The sequence below is a fragment of the Paractinoplanes toevensis genome, assembly GCF_018332695.1.
GTDB classification, from domain to species: Bacteria; Actinomycetota; Actinomycetes; order Mycobacteriales; family Micromonosporaceae; genus Actinoplanes; species Actinoplanes toevensis.
This window is the reverse complement of the sequence record NZ_BOQN01000005.1, coordinates 37650-55573: the sequence shown is the minus strand read 5'-3', so window position 1 is coordinate 55573 and position 17924 is coordinate 37650. Positions and strand designations below refer to the sequence as shown.

13 protein-coding genes are annotated in these 17924 nt (G+C 69.4%); 8 read left to right on the top strand and 5 right to left on the bottom strand.

Annotation, left to right across the window (positions count from 1 at the left end; translation table 11 throughout):
- Positions 1-714: 714 nt before the first annotated feature.
- Positions 715-1257, bottom strand: a complete 543-nt coding sequence (locus Ato02nite_RS02195) for a hypothetical protein (protein ID WP_213004626.1) — start codon at positions 1255-1257, stop codon at positions 715-717.
- A gap of 65 nt (positions 1258-1322) precedes the next feature.
- Here Ato02nite_RS02195 and Ato02nite_RS02190 point away from each other — a divergent pair, with 65 nt between their 5' ends.
- The 3 genes from Ato02nite_RS02190 to Ato02nite_RS02180 are packed head-to-tail and all read left to right on the top strand — an operon-like array spanning position 1323 to position 2680.
- Entirely contained in the window at positions 1323-2240 is a 918-nt protein-coding gene (locus Ato02nite_RS02190; RefSeq protein WP_213004625.1) for an aminoglycoside phosphotransferase family protein, read from the top strand.
- Between the two features lie 39 nt (positions 2241-2279).
- Positions 2280-2444: a hypothetical protein gene (locus tag Ato02nite_RS02185; RefSeq protein WP_213004624.1), complete on the top strand. Its 165-nt coding sequence runs from the start codon at positions 2280-2282 to the stop codon at positions 2442-2444.
- On the top strand, positions 2435-2680 hold the full coding sequence (locus Ato02nite_RS02180; protein WP_213004623.1) for a hypothetical protein: 246 nt from the start codon (positions 2435-2437) through the stop codon (positions 2678-2680). Before Ato02nite_RS02185 ends, Ato02nite_RS02180 begins: the two co-directional genes overlap by 10 nt.
- Positions 2681-2742: 62 nt before the next feature.
- Here Ato02nite_RS02180 and Ato02nite_RS02175 read toward each other — a convergent pair whose 3' ends face one another.
- The 4 genes from Ato02nite_RS02175 to Ato02nite_RS02160 form a co-directional block, all read right to left on the bottom strand.
- Complete coding sequence (locus Ato02nite_RS02175; RefSeq protein ID WP_213004622.1) at positions 2743-4869, bottom strand: DUF4132 domain-containing protein; 2127 nt, start codon at positions 4867-4869, stop codon at positions 2743-2745.
- Positions 4866-5444, bottom strand: coding sequence for a hypothetical protein (locus Ato02nite_RS02170; RefSeq protein WP_213004621.1), 579 nt, complete (start codon positions 5442-5444; stop codon positions 4866-4868). The genes Ato02nite_RS02175 and Ato02nite_RS02170 overlap by 4 nt, the downstream gene beginning before the upstream one ends.
- Positions 5445-5465: 21 nt before the next feature.
- Positions 5466-5828 carry a DUF2203 domain-containing protein gene (locus Ato02nite_RS02165; RefSeq protein WP_213004620.1) on the bottom strand — a complete coding sequence of 121 codons (363 nt, stop codon included), beginning with the start codon at positions 5826-5828 and terminating at the stop codon, positions 5466-5468.
- A 109-nt stretch (positions 5829-5937) separates the two neighbouring features.
- Positions 5938-6963: a LacI family DNA-binding transcriptional regulator gene (locus tag Ato02nite_RS02160; RefSeq protein WP_213004619.1), complete on the bottom strand. Its 1026-nt coding sequence runs from the start codon at positions 6961-6963 to the stop codon at positions 5938-5940.
- A 150-nt stretch (positions 6964-7113) separates the two neighbouring features.
- On the opposite strand from Ato02nite_RS02160, the gene Ato02nite_RS02155 reads away from it, so the two are divergent.
- Genes Ato02nite_RS02155 through pulA form a run of 5 tightly spaced genes read left to right on the top strand, consistent with a single transcriptional unit; the run spans position 7114 to position 17923 of the window.
- Positions 7114-8364 (top strand): sugar ABC transporter substrate-binding protein, encoded by a 1251-nt coding sequence (locus Ato02nite_RS02155; protein WP_213004618.1) that lies wholly within the window; start codon positions 7114-7116, stop codon positions 8362-8364.
- The gene (locus Ato02nite_RS02150; RefSeq protein WP_213004617.1) at positions 8365-9966 is read left to right on the top strand and encodes an ABC transporter permease subunit; all 1602 of its coding nucleotides are present in this window, start codon (positions 8365-8367) and stop codon (positions 9964-9966) included.
- A gap of 8 nt (positions 9967-9974) precedes the next feature.
- Positions 9975-10811 carry a sugar ABC transporter permease gene (locus tag Ato02nite_RS02145; protein ID WP_213004695.1) on the top strand — a complete coding sequence of 279 codons (837 nt, stop codon included), beginning with the start codon at positions 9975-9977 and terminating at the stop codon, positions 10809-10811.
- Positions 10808-12544, top strand: coding sequence for a glycoside hydrolase family 13 protein (locus Ato02nite_RS02140; protein WP_213004616.1), 1737 nt, complete (start codon positions 10808-10810; stop codon positions 12542-12544). The genes Ato02nite_RS02145 and Ato02nite_RS02140 overlap by 4 nt, the downstream gene beginning before the upstream one ends.
- A 45-nt stretch (positions 12545-12589) precedes the next feature.
- On the top strand, positions 12590-17923 hold the full coding sequence (gene pulA, locus Ato02nite_RS02135; protein WP_246605993.1) for a pullulanase-type alpha-1,6-glucosidase: 5334 nt from the start codon (positions 12590-12592) through the stop codon (positions 17921-17923).
- The last annotated feature ends 1 nt before the right edge of the window (position 17924 follow it).

Sequence of the window (17924 nt, the reverse complement as noted above, 5' to 3'; positions counted from 1 at the left end):
GCCGGTCGGCCTCCGCATGCCGGGCCGAAGCCGCGACGCACGCCGAGCCCAGACACCCGGCAGATGCCGCCGCCCCGGTCGAGTCCGCGCGGCCGACCGCAGCAGTGACGCAGGCACATCCTGCGCACCGGGCGCATCCCACCGACCGCGGGGATGGTGCGGGCCGCGGGGATGGTGCGGGCCGCGGGGATGGTGCGGGGGACGGTGCGGGCGGCGGGGACGGTGCGGGCCGCGGGGATGGTGCAGGCCATCGCGAGTCGACGCTCCGGACTGGGTCCCAGCAGTGATGGACCTGCAGGGTGCGACGAACAAAGCCGACATCCCCCTGCCGGGACACCACCCAGATCCGGCTGCCGCGCTACGCATGCCCGGGCGGTGAGACCAGTTGGCCGCACCGCTTTCGGCGAGTCTTGCCGGGTCACCGGCAACGGCCGGTCCACCACGAGAGCGCCGCCGTGGCCGACATCGGGCGATGAGACTCATCACCAGAGCGTCAGAGTCCGCTGTTGGGCACTGCTCGGTGCCATCCGCTCGGGAAGGGGAGGGAGGAATTCGGCTTCGGGCCGGCATCGTCGGGAGTGTGGGCGAACGATGTCGGCAGCGGCGACAATGTCCGGCCGGGCAGGCTCGCTTTGCGGACGCGGACACCGTAGGTTCGGCCGGCTGTCTCGGTTGGCGGATGCGGACACCGTGGGTTCGGGCCGGCTGTCTCGGTCAGCGTCCGGTCAGGCCGATCTTGTTGGCGTGGCTGGGTGACAGGATTACCGGGCCGGGCCAGCCTCTGACTACTGCGGCTATCTGCGCGCGTAGTGGCTGGGCGGGATGGAGGTCGTGGCCGGCCGCCCAGCTCTGCAGTAATGCGCGGGTGGTGTCCACGGCGGTGGTGACCATGGTGTGGGCGCGGGCCTTCTCGTCCCAGGTGTACCAGAGTGCCCACCCCTCCTCTCGGGCTTCGACGCCTAGTCGGTCGCAGCCGGCCAGATAGTTGGCTTGCTGGGCTGGGTCGGTGCTCGGCGCGATCAGGGCGGCGCCGCCCAGATGCTGGAGGGGGCGGTCCTCTACGCAGCCGTCGCCGTCGAAGTGCATGCGTCGTATGTGGCGTGCCAGCTCGTTCACCGCTCGGTGCAGGGACGTAGCCTCGTCCGGGTCTGGCCCGTAGGTCTGCCAGCCTTCGTCCTGCGCTGCGTGCACGACATCGCGGGCGGCCAGCTCCAGCTGTCGCAGGTAGTCCGATTCGCTCGGCTCCGGTTCGATCACCGAACAAGTGTGATCAGCATTTTCCGTTCTGTCGCAGGACTTTTGCTCTTCGCTAGCCTGGGCTGATGGGGCGTGCGGACGGTGGCGGGCCCGCACCGGTTGCTGTCGTCGTCCCGCAGTCGTTTCGGGACATGCCGCGCTGGTGGCGCGAAGGCACGGGATGGCTGGAGGCGCTACCCCGGCTCGTCCGCGCCTATTGCGACCGCTGGCAGCTCGCGGTCACCGGTGGCATGGCCCATGGTTCCAACGCCGCGGTCGTTCCGGTTGTCCGTGCCGGTGAATTCCTCGTGCTCAGGCTGACGCCGCCGGGGGCCGCGGTCGCCGCGCAGGTGGAAGCCTTGCGGTTCTGGGACGGCCGGGGGACGGTTCGGCTGATCGATGCCGACGTCGAGGGCGGCGTCATGTTGCTCGAGCGGCTCGCCATGGATGCTTCGCTGGAGGGTCTGCCGGTTGCGGAGGCGATGCCCCTTCTCGGCCGGATGATGCGTCGCCTGGCTGTTCCGGCTCCGGAGCATGTGCCGCGCACCGTCGATGTCGTTGCGGCCAGGATGCCGGCGTTGCCGGGGGAGTGGGAACGCTGCGGCCGGCCCTTCCCCGAGAGCACGTTGGTCCGGGCGTTCGAGGCCGGGGAACGCCTGTCGCGTACCGAATCTCGGCTTGCGGTGAACGGCGACCTGCACTCCGGCCAGGTTCTTCGGGGTGAGCGGGAGCCCTGGCTGACGGTCGATCCGGTGTTGATGCGCGGCGACATCGCCTACGATCTCGCGCGGATTCTCTGGACGCGGATCGACGAGATGGACGACGAGGGCGACATACTCCGACATTTTCGGTCGATGGCGGATGCGGCCGGGGTCGACCGCGATCACGGCCGGGACTGGGTCGTGTTCCGCGCCGTCGACTACTGGCTCTGGGGGCTTACCGCCGGTCTCACCGAGGACCCGCAACGTTGCCGGCGGCTGTTGGCACCTCTCGCCCGGCGATGAGTGGCCGACCCGATTGACACTGTGGATCACCATGTGGACGTGTTGGTGCCGGTCCGGTCGGAGTCCGGGCAGTGGGTCTGGTGGCGGGTCGGGCGGAGACGGCTTGCCTGGCGTCCCGGTGTGAAGGTCCTCGAGCTCCTCGAGTTCACGGATGGGCCGCGGGCGATCGCGGTCGGGGTTCCGGTGCTGGCCTGGTGGCTCTGAAGTGGGTTGTGGCTCCGCTGGCCACCGCGGTGATCTGGCCCGCGCGGATGATCCACGGCCGGTGGCTGGTGGTGGCCTACATGCCGGACGGCCCGCACGGCTCCAACATGCATCGCCAATGGGTCGAGGGCCGGGCGGCGGCCGACGCGGCCGCCCGCCAGTGGGCCGCCGAGATCAATCGAGACGGCAGCCCGGCGGCCGCGATGGAGCCGGAGGGCGGCCCGGTCGAACGGTGATCAAGCGGGACGCCAGGCCGGCGGCCGCGATCGAGCCGGACGGCGGCTCGGTCGAAGGATGATCACGTCGTGGTGAGTGCGTGCAGCTCGACCAGCAGCTCCGACAGGGCGGTCGCGTCGCAGGCCCCGAGCGGGATGCGCCGGGCGACCTGCCAATGGTCGGACCACGTCTCGTCGACCCAGATCTCGATGATCTGCTGCTTGTCGGCCGTTTGGTAGCCCGACGCCGACACGCCCGGGTCCAGCTCGATCAGCAGCGTCAGGCCGCCGGGTAACCCGTGCGCCAGCTGGGTGTGCACCCGGCTCGCCGAGAGGAAGCCGTTCCCGTACCACTGCCGGTTCTCCAGCGCGGCGACCCGGTCGGTCGGCAGCGGGCCGAAACCGGGCAGGCTCGTCGCCGCGCGCTGGGCCCCGGTCAGCACCACGATCGGCCGGTTCACCTGGGCGAACGGCTGCAGGATCTCGTAGTCGGCGATGATCTGCGCCCAGTCGGCCAGATCATCGCCCAGCTCGGCGGGGTGCACGATGCCGAGCTGCGCGCCGGGATCGACGGTCGCGGTGCTGTCGTGGATGTCCGCGAAGCTGCCGTCCTCGGCGATCCGCAGTGTCCGGACCAGGCGTTTCTCCCGGTCGTACTCGCCCCACAGCAGCCGCCGCACGAGCGGCCCGAGGATCGGGTGCGGGTGCAGGACCGCGCGGAGGTCGCTCGCCGGGCGGAGCCGATGCGCGAGCATGTCCCGTTCCAGCCGCGCGATCTGGGCCACCGCGGTCGACCGCAGATCCTTTTTCAACCGCAGAAAACGTTGGTACGCCTCGGGATCGGTGTCTTTGACGCCCGGCTTCGGTGGGCGCGCCAGGCGGCGCCCTCCGGCATCTATGGCGTACGGCGTGAGCTGATCGTCAGTCACCACGGTGAACGTGCGCGGGCCGTAATCGAGCGTGATCCCGGCGTCCAGGCCGTGGGTGACGGTCAGCCGGTCGGCGAGCTGGGTGACGGTCAGCCCACGCGTGGCGGCGGCCTGCGTGAGGTAGACGATCGCCCGTTCGTTGTTGGGCCCGCCCGACATGCCTTCCTCGATCGCCAGCAGGTGCCGCAGCGCGACGTCGGTACCGCCCGTGGCCAGCACCGCGTACCCGTCGATGGCCCGCGCCCACCGGCTGCGGGCCGGCCACGACCGGACCTGCGGCGCGAGCCGGTCCATCGTGGCGTCGTCGCCGACGTGCGCCTGGGCCGGCACCACCCACGCCTCCGACGCCGGCATCTCGTCGGTGAGCCACTCGTCGAACAGCGCCCGCCCGAACTCGGCCAGGCTCGCCGGGTCGCAGCCCGCGATCAGCTCCGCCGCCTCCGGCTCGGCCGCGGCCACCATCGGCTGCGCGGCCGCCGAAGACTCGACGACCACCGGCCGGCCGCCGTCATCGGGAGAGCCGGGTGCCGGTTCCGGCGCGTCCGCGAGGCGCGACCGACTCAGCGCACCGATCAGCCGTTCGACGTCACCCGCCGGCATGGTCCCACCCCGGCACAGCCGAATCTCCGGCAGCCGCCCCGCCCGAGCCCAGCCAGGCAGCTTCCCTTTCCGCCCAGGAAGCGAAGCACCAACCGCAGCGCCGCCCGCCGCAGCGCCGCCCGCCGCAGCGCCGCCCGCCGCAGCACCGGCAGATGCGGAGCCGGCCAGGTAGCGGAGCGCGTCCTCGGCATTTTGCCGTGCCCGGCTCGGGCGCCCGTCCGCCGCCGGGGTAAGCACACGAACCGCCTCCTCGGCGTGCCGGTCCAGCCAGAGCCGCGCCCACAGCCGCGCCGACCCGAGATGCCGCAGCCATCCCGCGACCAGAACCGCCGCCTCCGGCCCGCGAAACGGCAGCATCAGCACCCCGAGACGGTCGGCGCTCTCGCCGGCTTCGCTGAGTGCGAGCGGGAGGGCGTCCAACCCGAACCGCGCGACCGCCACCTGCCCCAGATCGATCCGCTGCCGATGCCGCGACACCAGCGAGGTGGCGAGAAGTGCCCGCGCCGACGCTTCGGGCCCTTTGCCGATCAGCCAGGAGATCTGCGCCGGCGTCAGGTCGGAGAACTTGTCCGCCCCGGTGGCCGCCGTGACCCAGTGCGGTTCGTCCCGGCCGTGGTCGAGTGCCGCGGCCCGCGACAGCCACCGTTCCCGCTCGCCGTCCTGCCAGACCAGAACGGTCACGGCACGATGACCGCGAGGTCCGACGCCGACGCTTCCTCGAAGTCCATCTGCAGCGGCCCGGGCGTGAGGTTGAGTGCGTGCAGGATGCTGTGGTGCTGCTGTTCGGCCATGGACTCCGGGCCGGTGAGGGCGGCCGCGAGCCCCGCCCGGTCGACCGGTTCGACGCCGAGCGGCGCGAAGGCCCCGGGGTCGGCGCCGGCCGGTCCGGTCGGCAGTTCCTCGCCGGCCGCAAACGAGCGACCCAGCAGGTTGGTGAGGATCTCGTTGCCGTCGTCGTCCCAGTTCTCCACCACGAAGCCCTGGTCCGAAACGTACTCATGGGTTTCCGTGCCCCTCCGGAAGACGGTCACCGAGAGCACGTCGGAGTCGAACACCTCGAACGCGGCCGCATATCCCGAGCAGGCCGCGCTGAGCAGCCGGGCCAGCTCCCCGGCGTCGTCCTGCGGAATCACCGCCCACCGCCGCTCGGCCACCGGAAGAAGGACGGCCGAAATCGCCACCGGAACAAGTGCGGCCGAAAGCGCCACCGCGTCGAGATCCCCGGCCACGAGCACGGTCTGATAGCTGCTCCCCATGGCGGAGCATCCTAGATCCCCTCAGGGCAGGCGTCGCCGCCCGGCGAACCCAAGGTCGAGGCGGTGGTACCAATCAAGGGCGGTCTCACCCTCCAACCAGCACAGCAGCACGGGTACGCCGTCCAGGTCGGCCGGGAAATCGACCAGTAGCGGAGCGACGCCCTTGAGCTCGGCGCCGGTCTCCTGGACCGTGGTCATCAGCTCGTTGAGCCGGGCCTCGGCCGCCTTGCGTTCCGGCAGCCCGCCGAGCCTCGTGGGTGGCCCGCCGCCGGTCAGTGCGGCGGAGAGTTCCACCATGTCCGCCCGCACCACCACGATCTCGTCGAGCACCGGCCGGAGCCGGGCCAGTTCGTCCCGAGCCTCCGCCACCGTGAACAGACCCATGGTGATCAGTGTGGCAGGTCGGTACCGGCCGAACCGGTTAAGACCGGGCCGGGGCGAAAAAGTCGATGGGCGTTCGTGCAATTCCTGAAAGAACTTGCGAACACATTGTTCAGGCCGGGGCCAGCTCGCGACGGCTCGGTGCAATCGCTGTCGACTCGCGAACGACCAGCTCGGGACGGAAAAGGTACTCCGAGCGCGGTGCTCCGTGGCCGTTGATCTCGTCGATCAGCGCGCGGCACGCGGCCACCGCCATCGAGGCGACCGGCTGGCGCAGCGTGGTCAGCGGCGGGTCGGTGAACGCGATCAGCGGCGAGTCGTCGAAACCGATCACCGAGACGTCCTTCGGTACGTGCAGTCCACGGCGCCGGGCGGCCCGGATCGCGCCCAGCGCCATCAGGTCGGAACCGCAGATCAGGCCGGTGACACCCTGCGCGAGCAGGCGATCCGCGGCCACCTCGCCACCCTCGACGCCGAACAGGGTGAGGGCGACGTCCGGGTCGCTGACACCTAGCTCACGCTCCATCGCGGTGCGGTAGCCGGCCAGTTTGCGCTGGGTGTTGATGAACCGGTTCGGGCCGGAGATCATGCCGATCCGGCGGTGCCCGAGGGCGACCAGGTGGCTGACCGCGAGGTCGCCGGCGAGCCGGTCGTCGCACGACACGAACGGCGCGTCGATCGTCTCCGTATAGCCGTTGACCAGCACGATCGGAAGCGGACGGTCGAGCAGCCGCTGGTAGCGGGAGGGGTCGGCGGCGGTGTCGGCGGACAGGCTGGAGACGAAGACGATCCCGCTGACCTGACGGTCGAGCAGCATTTCCACGTACTCGTCCTCGGTGACCCCGCCCGGCGACTGGGTGCAGAGCACCGGGGTGTACCCCTGCTGGGCCAGCGTCGACTCGATGACCTGCGCGAACGCCGGGAAGATCGGGTTCTCCAGCTCGGGTACGACCAGGCCGACGAGACCGGCGGAACGCTTGCGTAAGCGTTCCGGCCGTTCGTAGCCGAGGACGTCGAGTGCCGTCAGCACTGCCATCCGGGTTTCATGGGAGACGCCGGGGCGGCCGTTGATGACCCGCGACACCGTCGCCTCGCTGACCTGGGCCTGACGGGCAATGTCGGCCATCCGTGCACGCATGGCGCACACCGTAGCAACGCGGACCGGGTCTGCAAGCTCTTCCATTCTCTGCAAGTGCTTGCTAACGTCCCCGCAACACGGCCGACACATGATGATCAATTGCTGTCGCCGTTTGCAAGCTCTTTCTGGAAATCACGACAGGAGACTCATATGCGCCTCCGTGCCCTGGGCGTGGTCGCCGCCATGACCATTCCCCTGCTGGCCGCCGGTTGCGGCGGCAGCGACGACAGCCCCAGTGCCACCAGCCCGTCCGCCGACAAGAAAGCCGGCGAGCTCCTGATCTGGGCCGACGACAAGCGAGCCGCCGCGCTCAAGCCGTTCGCCGACAAGTTCGGCTCGGAGAACGGCGTGACCGTCAAGATCCAGGCCATCTCGAAGGACCAGCAGACCACCTTCGTCACCGCGTCCCAGCAGGGCAGCGGCCCGGACGTGATGGTCGGCGCGCACGACTGGATCGGCAACCTGGTGCAGAACGGCGCGATCGACCCGGTCCAGCTCTCCGGCGAGCAGAAGTCCGGCATCGCGGAGAACGCCCTGAAGGCCGTCACCTTCAACGGCCAGACCTACGGCGTCCCGTACGCCACCGAGAACCTCGCCCTGATCCGCAACACCGACCTCGCCCCCGAGGCCCCGGCCACGATCGAGGACCTGGTCAGCACCGGCCAGAAGCTCAAGACCGCGAAGAAGGCGTCCGAGATCCTCGCCCTCCAGGTGGGTCAGACCGGCGACGCCTACCACCTGTACCCGCTGTACGCGTCGGCCGGCGGCTACCTGTTCGGCACCAACGCGTCCGGCGACTACGACGCCAAGGACCTCGGCGTCGGCAAGCCGGAATCGGTCGCCGCGTTCAAGAAGATCGCCGCCCTCGGCGAAAAGGGATCGGGTGCGCTCAAGCGCTCGATCACCTCGGACAACTCGATCTCCACGTTCACCGGCAAGAAGAGCGCGTTCCTGATCTCGGGCCCGTGGGCGATCACCGACGTCAAGAAGGCCGGCATCAAGTACGACATCACGCCGGTCCCGGCGTTCGCCGGTGGCAAGCCCGCCACCCCGTTCCTCGGCGTGCAGACCTTCTACGTCGCCTCCAAGGGCAAGAACAAGGCCCTGGCCCAGGAGTTCGTCACCAACTACGTGACCACCCCGGAGCTGGCCGTCGCGCTGTACAACGCCGAACCCCGCCCGCCGGCCCTGACCGCCGCCTTCGATCAGGTCAAGGGCAGCGACCCGGACCTGGCCAAGTGGCAGGACGCCGGTAAGAACGCGATCCCGCTGCCGGCGATCCCGGAGATGGCCGCCATCTGGGACCCGTTCGGCAAGGCCGAGGCCGCGATCATCGGTGGGGCCGACCCGGCCAAGACCATCGAGGCCGCCGGCAAGACCATCTCGAGCTCGATCAAGTAAATGGTCACGCAGCTTGGAGGGCCCGCCACGCGGGCCCTCCCCGCCCCCGGCAAGAGCGAGCCGCCGGAAAGGGGAACCAGCCTGACCGGCCGGATCGTCAAGATCGTCCTGCTCGGACTGGTCGTGGCGATCGCGATCTGGGCCGCGTTCCCGCTGGTTGCCAACGAGGCCTGGATCGGGCTCGGTCTGCTCGTGGCGACCACCGCCGTGCTGCTCCGGCTCTACCTCACCCCGCGGCACATCCCGGCCAAGTACCTGGCGCCGGGGACCGTGCTGCTCATCGCGTTCCAGATCTTCCCGGTCCTCTACACCGCGAGCACCGCGTTCACGAACTACGGCGACGGCCATCGCGGCAACAAGGACGAGGCCGTCGTGGCCATCGAGAGCGCGTCGGTCACCCAGGTGCCGGGTTCCCTTCAGTACGCCCTGAGCGTCGCGACCACCGGCGATCCCGCCACCGGGCCCCTGGTCTTCCTGATCACCGACCCGGTCACCAAACAGGTCTCGGCCGGTGACGCCGACGGGCTGAAGAAGATCGACGACGCCACCGTCACCGGCTCGGGCAAGGTGACCGCGGCCGACGGCTACACGATCCTCAACGCCGGCCAGGCCAGCCTGCGCAGCGGGGAGATCACCGCCCTGGCCGTGCCGGTCGACGGTGGCGCGATCCGCTCGTCCGGGCTCTCCCGCGCGTACGAGGGCAAGGCCGGCCGGGCCTACGACGAGTCCTGCGACTGCATCAGGGACACCGCCACCGGCAATACCTGGACCGCCGACGAGACCGTGGGCGCGTTCGTCGCGGCCGACGGCGAGCGGCTGGCCCAGGGCTGGAAGGTCGGCGTCGGGTTCAGCAACTTCACCCGGGTGATCACCGACCGGTCCATCTCCGGCCCGTTCCTGGCCACGCTGGTGTGGAACTTCGCGTTCGCGCTCGGCTCCACCGGCGGCACGTTCGTCCTCGGCATGCTGGTCGCGCTCGCCCTGCACTCGAAGAGGGTGCGCGGGCGCAACGTCTACCGGCTGCTGCTGGTGCTGCCGTACGCGATGCCGGCCTTCGCCATGCTGCTGGTCTGGCGGGACATGTTCAACACCGACTTCGGCCTGATCAACAACCTGTTCGGGCTGCACGTCAACTGGATGGGCGAGGCCGGCACGGCCAGGCTCGCGGTGCTGCTGGTCCAACTGTGGCTGGGTTACCCGTACATGTTCCTGGTGACCACCGGCGCGTTGCAGGCCATCCCGGCCGAGCTGTCCGAGGCCTCCCGGATCGACGGTGCGGGCGCCTGGCAGAGCTTCCGGCGGATCGTGCTGCCGCTGCTCATGGTGGCGCTGACCCCGCTGCTGATCTCGTCGTTCGCGTTCAACTTCAACAACTTCAACGCGATCTACCTGACCAGCGAGGGTGGCCCGTTCCCGGCCGACAACCCGATGAACGGCGCCACCGACCTGCTGATCACGTACACCTACCGGCTCGCGTTCGGCGGGTCGGGTGCGCAGTACGGCTACGCGGCCGCCATCTCGATCTTCATCTTCCTGATCGTCGGACTCGTCTCGGCGATCGCGTTCAAAAGGACCAGGGCACAGGAGGAGGTGTACGCGTGAAGCGGTGGATGAAACAGGTCGGGTGGCGGCACGCCGTCGGACTGCTGGCCGTGGCGTTCTCGCTCGGGCCGATCCTGTTCGTGCTGTCGGCGGCGTTCAATCCGCTCGGCACGCTCTCCTCGAGCCAGCTGATGCCCACCGGCCTGTCGTTCGGCAACTTCCAGAAGCTGCTGACCGACACCGACTTCCCCCGGTGGTTCCTCAACTCGGTGATCATCGCCGGGGTGGCGTCGGTGGTGTCGGTCTTCCTGTCGGCGCTCGCCGCGTACGCCTTCAGTCGCCGCCGTTTCCGCGGCCGGCGCGTGGGTCTCCTCTCCCTGCTGTTGATCCAGATGTTTCCGCAGTTCCTGGCGGTGGTGGCGATCTTCCTCATCTTCGGGACGATCACCGACTACTGGCCGGCGATCGGCTTCAACACCTGGTGGGGCATCATCCTGCTGTATCTGGGCGGGGCGCTGGGCGTGAGCACCTGGCTGATGAAGGGTTTCTTCGACACCGTTCCGCGCGAGCTGGACGAGTCGGCCACCGTGGACGGTGCGTCGCACGTCGAGATCTTCTTCCGGATCCTGCTGCCACTGGTGGCGCCGGTGCTCGCGGTGACCGGGCTGCTCGCGTTCATCAGCACCATCAACGAGTTCGTGCTGGCCAACATCTTCCTCACCGATTCCGGTTCGAAGACCCTGTCGGTCGGCCTGTGGGGCCTGGTCGCGGCCGAGCAGCGCAACACGAACTTCGGCATCTTCTGCGCCGGAACGCTGCTCACCGCCATCCCGACCGTGCTGGTCTTCCAGCTGTTGCAGCGCTACATCGTCGAGGGGCTGACGGCGGGGGCGGTCAAGGGATGATTCCGCACCACGACGGCTCCGAGCTGTACGTCTCGAACCCGGCGCCGGCGCTCGGCGAGACGGTCGACGTCTTCGTCCGGGTGCCGGCCCGGATCCGGGCCGGCCGGATCCATCTTCGCTGGCTGAGTGACGGGGAACCGGTGTTCACGTCGGCCGTGGTGGACCGGACGGACAGCACGGGGGACGTGTGGTGGCGGGCCGCGATGCCGGTGCGCAATCCGGTTACGCCGTACCGCTTCCTGATCCGCACCACGCAGGGGGTGCGCTGGCTGACCGGGCTCGGCCTCACCCACTACGACGTGCCCGACAGCACCGACTTCCGGCTGGTCACCCACCCGGCGCCGCCGGCCTGGGCACGGGACGCGGTCGTCTACCAGATCTTCCCGGACCGGTTCGCGCGCTCCGGCGCGGCGATCGACCGGGAAACCCCGGAGTGGGCGACCCCGGCATCCTGGGACACTCCGGCGCGGAACGGGTCCACGACGGTCCTCTACGGCGGTGACCTGGACGGCATCGCGCGCCGGCTCGACCACGTCGCCGCGCTCGGTGCCGACACCCTCTATCTCACGCCGTTCTTCCCGTCCCGCTCGGCGCACCGCTACGACGCGTCCAGCTTCGACCAGGTCGACCCGCTGCTCGGCGGCGACGCGGCCCTGACCCGGCTGGCCGAGGCGGTGCACGGGCGGGGGATGCGCATTCTCGGCGACCTGACCACCAACCACACCGGGCGCGCGCATTCCTGGTTCACCGAGCAGCCCGATCTCTATTACCCGAACGAGTTCTGGCTCGGCCATCGCGAACTGCCCAAGCTGAACTGGGGCTCGGCCGAGCTGCGCCGACGTTTCGTCGAGATCGTCCGGCGCTTCTCCCACGAGCTCGACGGCTGGCGCATCGACGTGGCCAACATGACCGGCCGCCGGGGCGCGGACGACTGGACCTACGAGGTGGCCCGGTTGCTGCGCGCGGCCGAACCGGACGGGCTGCTGATCGCCGAGCACGCCCACGACGCCACCGGCGACCTGGACCGCAACGGCTGGCACGGCACGATGAACTACGCCGGCTTCACCCGCCCGATCTGGGGCTGGCTGCGCGCCGAGGAGTTGCCGTTCGACGACTTCCTCGGGGTGCCGGGGGAGGTGCCGGCCCGGGACGCGGCGGCGACCACGGCCACCATGATGGCGTTCCAGGCGCAGATGTCCTGGCGGTCCTGGACCACCTCGTGGTCGATCCTCGGCTCGCACGACACCGCCCGGATCCGCACCGTGGTGGGCAGCGCCGAGCGGCAGGAGATCGCGGCCGGGCTGCTGATGACCCTGCCCGGCACACCGATGATCTTCGCGGGTGACGAGATCGGGGTGACCGGCGACAACAACGACACCGCCCGGCAGCCGATGCCGTGGGACCGGCCCGATTCGTGGGACGGTGCCACTTTCGACCGCTACCGCGAGTTGATCGCCCTCCGCAGGGCTCACCCGGCGCTCACCCGGGGCGGTCTGCGCTGGGTGGCCGGGGACGCGGACACCCTGCTCTTCCTGCGGGAAAGCACCGACGAGACGCTGCTGGTGCTGGCGCGCAGAAAAATGAGTGAACCGCTGCGGATCACCGACCTGCCGGCCGGGACCCGCTGGGAGAACCTTTACGGCGGCGCCAAGTCGCTGTACACCGAACCCGATGGTGCCACCGCCATCGATGTCTACGGCCCGGCCTTCCAGGTCTGGGCAGCACATAGCTAAGGGGACAGTGTGGTCGCGAAACGGCTTTTGGCTGCCTTACTGAGTTTGTCTCTTCCGTTCCTGGTGGCCCTGCCCGCGCAGGCCGCCGATAACCAAAAGGTTCCGAGCGACGCGACGGTCGCCTCCTGGGGGAGCGATCGGCTCACCACGGCGGAGCAGTACTACTTCGTCCTGCCCGACCGGTTCGCCAACGGCAACCAGGCCAACGACACCGGTGGGCTGAAAGGCGACCGCCTGCAGACCGGCTACGACCCCACCGACAAGGGCTTCTACCACGGTGGTGACCTGCAGGGCGTGATCGACAAGCTGGACTACATCCAGGGGCTCGGCACGACCGCGATCTGGCTCGCCCCGGTCTTCAAGAACCGTCCCGTGCAGGGCAGCGGCACCGACATCTCGGCCGGCTACCACGGGTACTGGATCACCGACTTCACCCAGGTCGACCCGCACTTCGGCACCAACGCCGATCTGAAGCGCCTGGTCCGGCTCGCTCACCAGCGCGGCCTGAAGATCTATCTGGACATCATCGTCAACCACACGGCCGACGTGATCCAGTACGCCGAGAACAAGTACGACTACATCGACAAGGCGACCGCCCCTTATCAGGACGCCTCCGGGCAGCCATTCGAGGACCGCAACTATTCGGACGGCCGGAACGGCTTCCCGAAGGTGAGCACGGCGTCCTTCCCCTATACGCCGATTTTTCCGTCCCAAAAAGATAAAACTGTCAAAGTGCCAAGCTGGCTCAACGACCCGACGATGTACCACAACCGCGGCAACTCCACCTTCGCCGGGGAGAACAGCGAGTACGGCGACTTCTACGGCCTCGACGACCTGTGGACCGAGCGTCCCGAAGTCGTGAAAGGCATGACGAAGATCTACGCCGACTGGATCACCAGCACCGGCATCGACGGCTACCGCCTCGACACCGTCAAGCACACCGACCTGGACTTCTGGCCGCAGTTCGCGGCGGGCATCAAAAAGGCGGCGGGCAAGGACTACTTCATGTTCGGCGAGGTCTACAGCGCCGAGCCGGAGATCGAGTCGACCTACGTCCGCGAGGGCGGCCTGCCGGCCACCCTCGACTTCTCCTTCCAGGCCGCCGCGAACGGCTTCGTCACCGGCAACGGCTCGGCGCAATCCCTGGCCGACGTGTACGCCAAGGACGCGCTCTACACCGCCCGCGACACCGACGCGAACCGGCTGCCCACCTTCCTCGGCAACCACGACATGGGCCGGATCGGCTCGTTCATCGAGTCGAGCAGCGTCGACGCTGCTTCGTACTTGAGAAGGGACGAACTCGCCCACGAGCTGATGTTCCTGACCCGTGGCCAGCCGGTCGTCTACTCCGGCGACGAGCAAGGCTTCACCGGCCCCGGCGGCGACAAGGACGCCCGGCAGGATCTGTTCGCCAGCAGGTCGGCCGACTACCTCGACGACGACCTGATCGGCACCGACCGCACGCACGCCGTCGACAACTACAACACCGCGCACCCGATCTACCGGACCATCGCGTCCCTCGCCGCCCTGCGCAAGGCCAACCCGACCCTGGTCAGCGGCGAGCAGATCACGCGGTACTCGGCCGGCAGCGTCTTCGCCGTCTCCCGCATCGCGCCGAGCAAACGCAACGAGTACGTGGTGGCCGCCAACAACGCCACCACCGCGCAGACCGTCACCCTCGACACCTCGAGCGCCGGCGCGAACTTCCGCACGATCTACGGCGGCAGCACCGCGATCAAGGCCGGCCCCGACGGCAAGCTGACCGTCACCGTTCCGGCCCTGTCCACCCTGGTGCTGCGGGCCGACACGCCACTCGGAATCCCCGGCGCCGCCCCCACCGTGAGCATCGTGAGCCCGGCCACCGGCGCTCTCGTGCCCACCCAGGCCGCGATCACGGCCCAGGTCACCGGCGACCCGCTCGCCACCGTGACCCTCGCCGCGCAGGTCGGCAACGGACCGTGGCAGCTCGTCGGCACCGCCACCAGGGCGCCCTACACGATCTACCACGACCTGGACGGCCTGGCCGGCGGCACCACCGTGCGGTACAAAGCGGTGGTGCGCGACAGCCGAGGCCGGCTCGCGTCGGCCACCAGCGCCATCACCGTCGGCACGCCGGTCGTCTCGACCAGCCCCGACTACGCCGTCGTGCACTACCAGCGGCCGGCCGGCGACTACGACGACTGGAACCTCTACGTCTGGGGTGACGTCGACGACTCGATGGCCACCACCTGGCCCACCGGGCAGAAGTTCGTCGGCCGCGACGCGTACGGCGCGTTCGCCTACGTGAAGCTCAAGCCCGGCGCCAAGAACGTCGGCCTCATCGTGGTGAACAAGGACGGGGTCAAGGACACCGAGGCCGACCGGTCGCTCGACCCGAGCAAGAATGCCGAGGTCTGGCTGAAGCAGGGCGACACCGGCGTCAGCACCAGCCACGACTACCCGGCCCAGGACCAGAACACGGCGATCATCCACTACCGCCGGGCCGGCGGTGACTACACCGGCTGGGGCCTGCACGTGTGGGACGGCGCTGCCACCGGCACCGACTGGAGCACCCCGCTCCAACCGGCCGAGACCGACTCCTACGGCGTCACCTTCAAGGTGCCGCTCGCGGCCGGCGCCACCGGCCTGAGCTACATCATCCACAACGGTGACGCCAAGGATCTGCCCACCGACCAGCGGCTCGACTTCGCGTCCGCGGGCCGGGAGGTGTGGCTGCTGGGCGGGGTCACCGACCGGCTGCTGCCGATCGTGAAGAAGGCCGGCGCCGGCGGCGTGATCGACCTGGCCAAGGAGAGCGCGGTCTGGATCGACCGCTCCACCATCGCCTGGAAGCCGGGCGACAGCACCGACGGAAAGAAATACGAGCTGGTGTACGCCGCCAACGGCGGCATCGGAGTGGCCGACGGTGAGCTGACCGGGGCGTACTCGTCAATTGCCCTGTCGGCCCGACGGGACGGTCTCACCGAGGCCCAGCGCACGAAGTTCCCGCATCTCTGGGACCAGGACGCCTTCGTCACAAAAGCCGCCGACGTCAAGGACATCCTGCGCGGCCAGGTCGTCGTCACCGAGCGGGACGCGGCCGGCAAGCTGCTCTCCGCCACCGGGGTGCAGACCGCCGGGGTGCTCGACGACGTCTACGAAGCGGCAGCGAACGCCCGGCTCGGCCCGGTCGGCACCACGCTGTCGGTCTGGGCGCCCACCGCCCGCACGGTCGACCTGCAGCTCTACGACACGACCACCGCGTCGCCGCAGACCGTGGCGATGAAGCGCGACGACCGCACCGGCGTGTGGAGCGTCCGCGGGCCGGCGAACTGGAGGGGCAAGTACTACAAGTACCGGGTCACCGCCTGGCAGCCGGCCGTCCACAAGATCGTCACGGCGGCGGTCACCGACCCGTACTCCATCGCCCTGTCGACCGACTCGACGCTGAGCCGGATCGCCGACCTGAATGACCCGGCGCTCGCGCCGGCCGGCTGGTCGTCGCTGCGGAAACCGGCCGCGACCAGCCCCGCGAAGATCCAGATCTCGGAGCTTTCGGTCCGGGACTTCTCGATCGCCGACAGCACGGTTCCGGCCGCCGAGCGTGGCACCTACGAGGCCTTCACCGACCCGAACACGGCCGGGATGAAGCACCTCGCCGCCCTCGCCAAGGCCGGCACCACGCACCTGCACCTGCTTCCGGTGTTCGATTTCGCGACAATTCCGGAAAGCCGGTCAGCTCAGGCCACGCCGGCCTGTGACCTCGCGTCGCTGCCGCCGGACTCGGAAGAGCAGCAGAAGTGCGTGGGCGCGGTGGCCGCGACCGATGGCTACAACTGGGGTTACGACCCGCTGCACTACACGACGCCGGAAGGTGGATATGCGGTAGATCCGGATAAGCGGACCGTCGAGTTCCGGCAGATGGTCCAGGGAGTCAACCAGGCCGGGCTGCGCGTGGTGATGGACGTCGTCTACAACCACACCTCGGCGGCCGGCGTCGACCCGCACTCGGTGCTCGACCAGATCGTGCCCGGTTACTACCAGCGGCTGCTCGCCGACGGCACGGTCGCCAACTCCACCTGCTGCGCCAACACGGCCACCGAGAACACGATGATGGGCAAGCTCGTCGTCGACTCCATCGTGACCTGGGCCAAGGCGTACAAGGTGGACGGTTTCCGGTTCGACCTGATGGGCCACCACCCGAAGGCCAACATCCTGGCGGTCCGCAATGCCCTCGACCGGCTCACCCTCGCGAAGGACGGCGTCGACGGCAAGAACATCTATGTGTACGGCGAGGGCTGGGACTTCGGCGAGGTGACCGGCAACGCCCGTTTCGTGCAGGCCACCCAGGCCAACATGGCGGGCACCGGGATCGGCACGTTCAACGACCGGCTCCGCGACGCCGTCCGTGGTGGCGGCCCGTTCGACACCAACCCGCGGGCGCAGGGCTTCGCGTCCGGCCTCTACACCGACCCGAACGGCGATGCCGTCAACGGGACCGCGGCCGAGCAGAAGGCCCGCCTGCTGCACGACCAGGACCTGATCAAGGTCGGTCTCAGCGGCAACCTCGCGGCGTACCGGTTCGTCGACTCCTCCGGGGCCACCGTGACCGGGTCGCAGGTCGACTACAACGGCTCGCCGGCGGGTTACACCGCTCAGCCGTCGGACGCGATCACCTATGTGGACGCGCACGACAACGAGATCCTCTACGACGCCTTCGCCTACAAACTGCCGCAGTCCACGACCGCGGCCGCCCGCGCCCGGGCGCAGACCGTCGCGCTGGCGACGACCGTACTCGGGCAGGGCATCGGTTTTGTGGCGAGCGGTAGCGAGCGTTTGCGGTCGAAGTCGCTCGATCGGAACTCGTTCAACTCGGGGGACTGGTTCAACCAGATCATCTGGAACTGCGCGGACGGCAACGGCTTCGGCCGTGGCCTGCCGCCCGCCGCTGACAATGCGGACAAGTGGTCCTTCGCGCGGCCGCTTCTCGCGGATGGCGCGCTGGTGCCGGATTGCGCGGCGATCAACCAGGCCGACTCGACCTTCCAGGAGCTGCAGAAGATCCGCGCCTCCTCGCCGGTCTTCGGCCTGCCGACCGCCGCCGAGGTGCAGAAGCGACTGTCGTTCCCGCTCAGCGGTTCCGCCGAGACCCCGGGGGTCATCACCATGACTCTGGACGGACGGGGACTCGACCGGAACCACCGATCGGTGACGGTCGTCTTCAACGGCACCTCGGCGGCTACCACCCAGACCGTGGCCGCGCTGGCCGGGAAGCAGATCAGCCTGCACCCGGTCCAGCAGGCCTCGGCCGACCCGGTCGTGCGCACGGCGTCCTTCGCCAAGGCGACCGGCACGTTCACCGTCCCGGCCCGTACGGTCGCGGTGTTCGTCGAGGGTTGAT

Excerpts from the sequence above, each read along its gene's own strand:
- Ato02nite_RS02140 (WP_213004616.1), top strand. The coding sequence starts at position 10,808 with ATGATTCCGCACCACGACGGCTCCGAGCTGTACGTCTCGAACCCGGCG.
- Ato02nite_RS02190 (WP_213004625.1), top strand. The coding sequence starts at position 1,323 with ATGGGGCGTGCGGACGGTGGCGGGCCCGCACCGGTTGCTGTCGTCGTC.
- Ato02nite_RS02165 (WP_213004620.1), bottom strand. The coding sequence starts at position 5,828 with ATGGGTCTGTTCACGGTGGCGGAGGCTCGGGACGAACTGGCCCGGCTC.
- Ato02nite_RS02150 (WP_213004617.1), top strand. The coding sequence starts at position 8,365 with ATGGTCACGCAGCTTGGAGGGCCCGCCACGCGGGCCCTCCCCGCCCCC.
- Ato02nite_RS02155 (WP_213004618.1), top strand. The coding sequence starts at position 7,114 with ATGCGCCTCCGTGCCCTGGGCGTGGTCGCCGCCATGACCATTCCCCTG.
- Ato02nite_RS02160 (WP_213004619.1), bottom strand. The coding sequence starts at position 6,963 with ATGCGTGCACGGATGGCCGACATTGCCCGTCAGGCCCAGGTCAGCGAG.
- Ato02nite_RS02145 (WP_213004695.1), top strand. The coding sequence starts at position 9,975 with ATGAAACAGGTCGGGTGGCGGCACGCCGTCGGACTGCTGGCCGTGGCG.
- Ato02nite_RS02170 (WP_213004621.1), bottom strand. The coding sequence starts at position 5,444 with ATGGGGAGCAGCTATCAGACCGTGCTCGTGGCCGGGGATCTCGACGCG.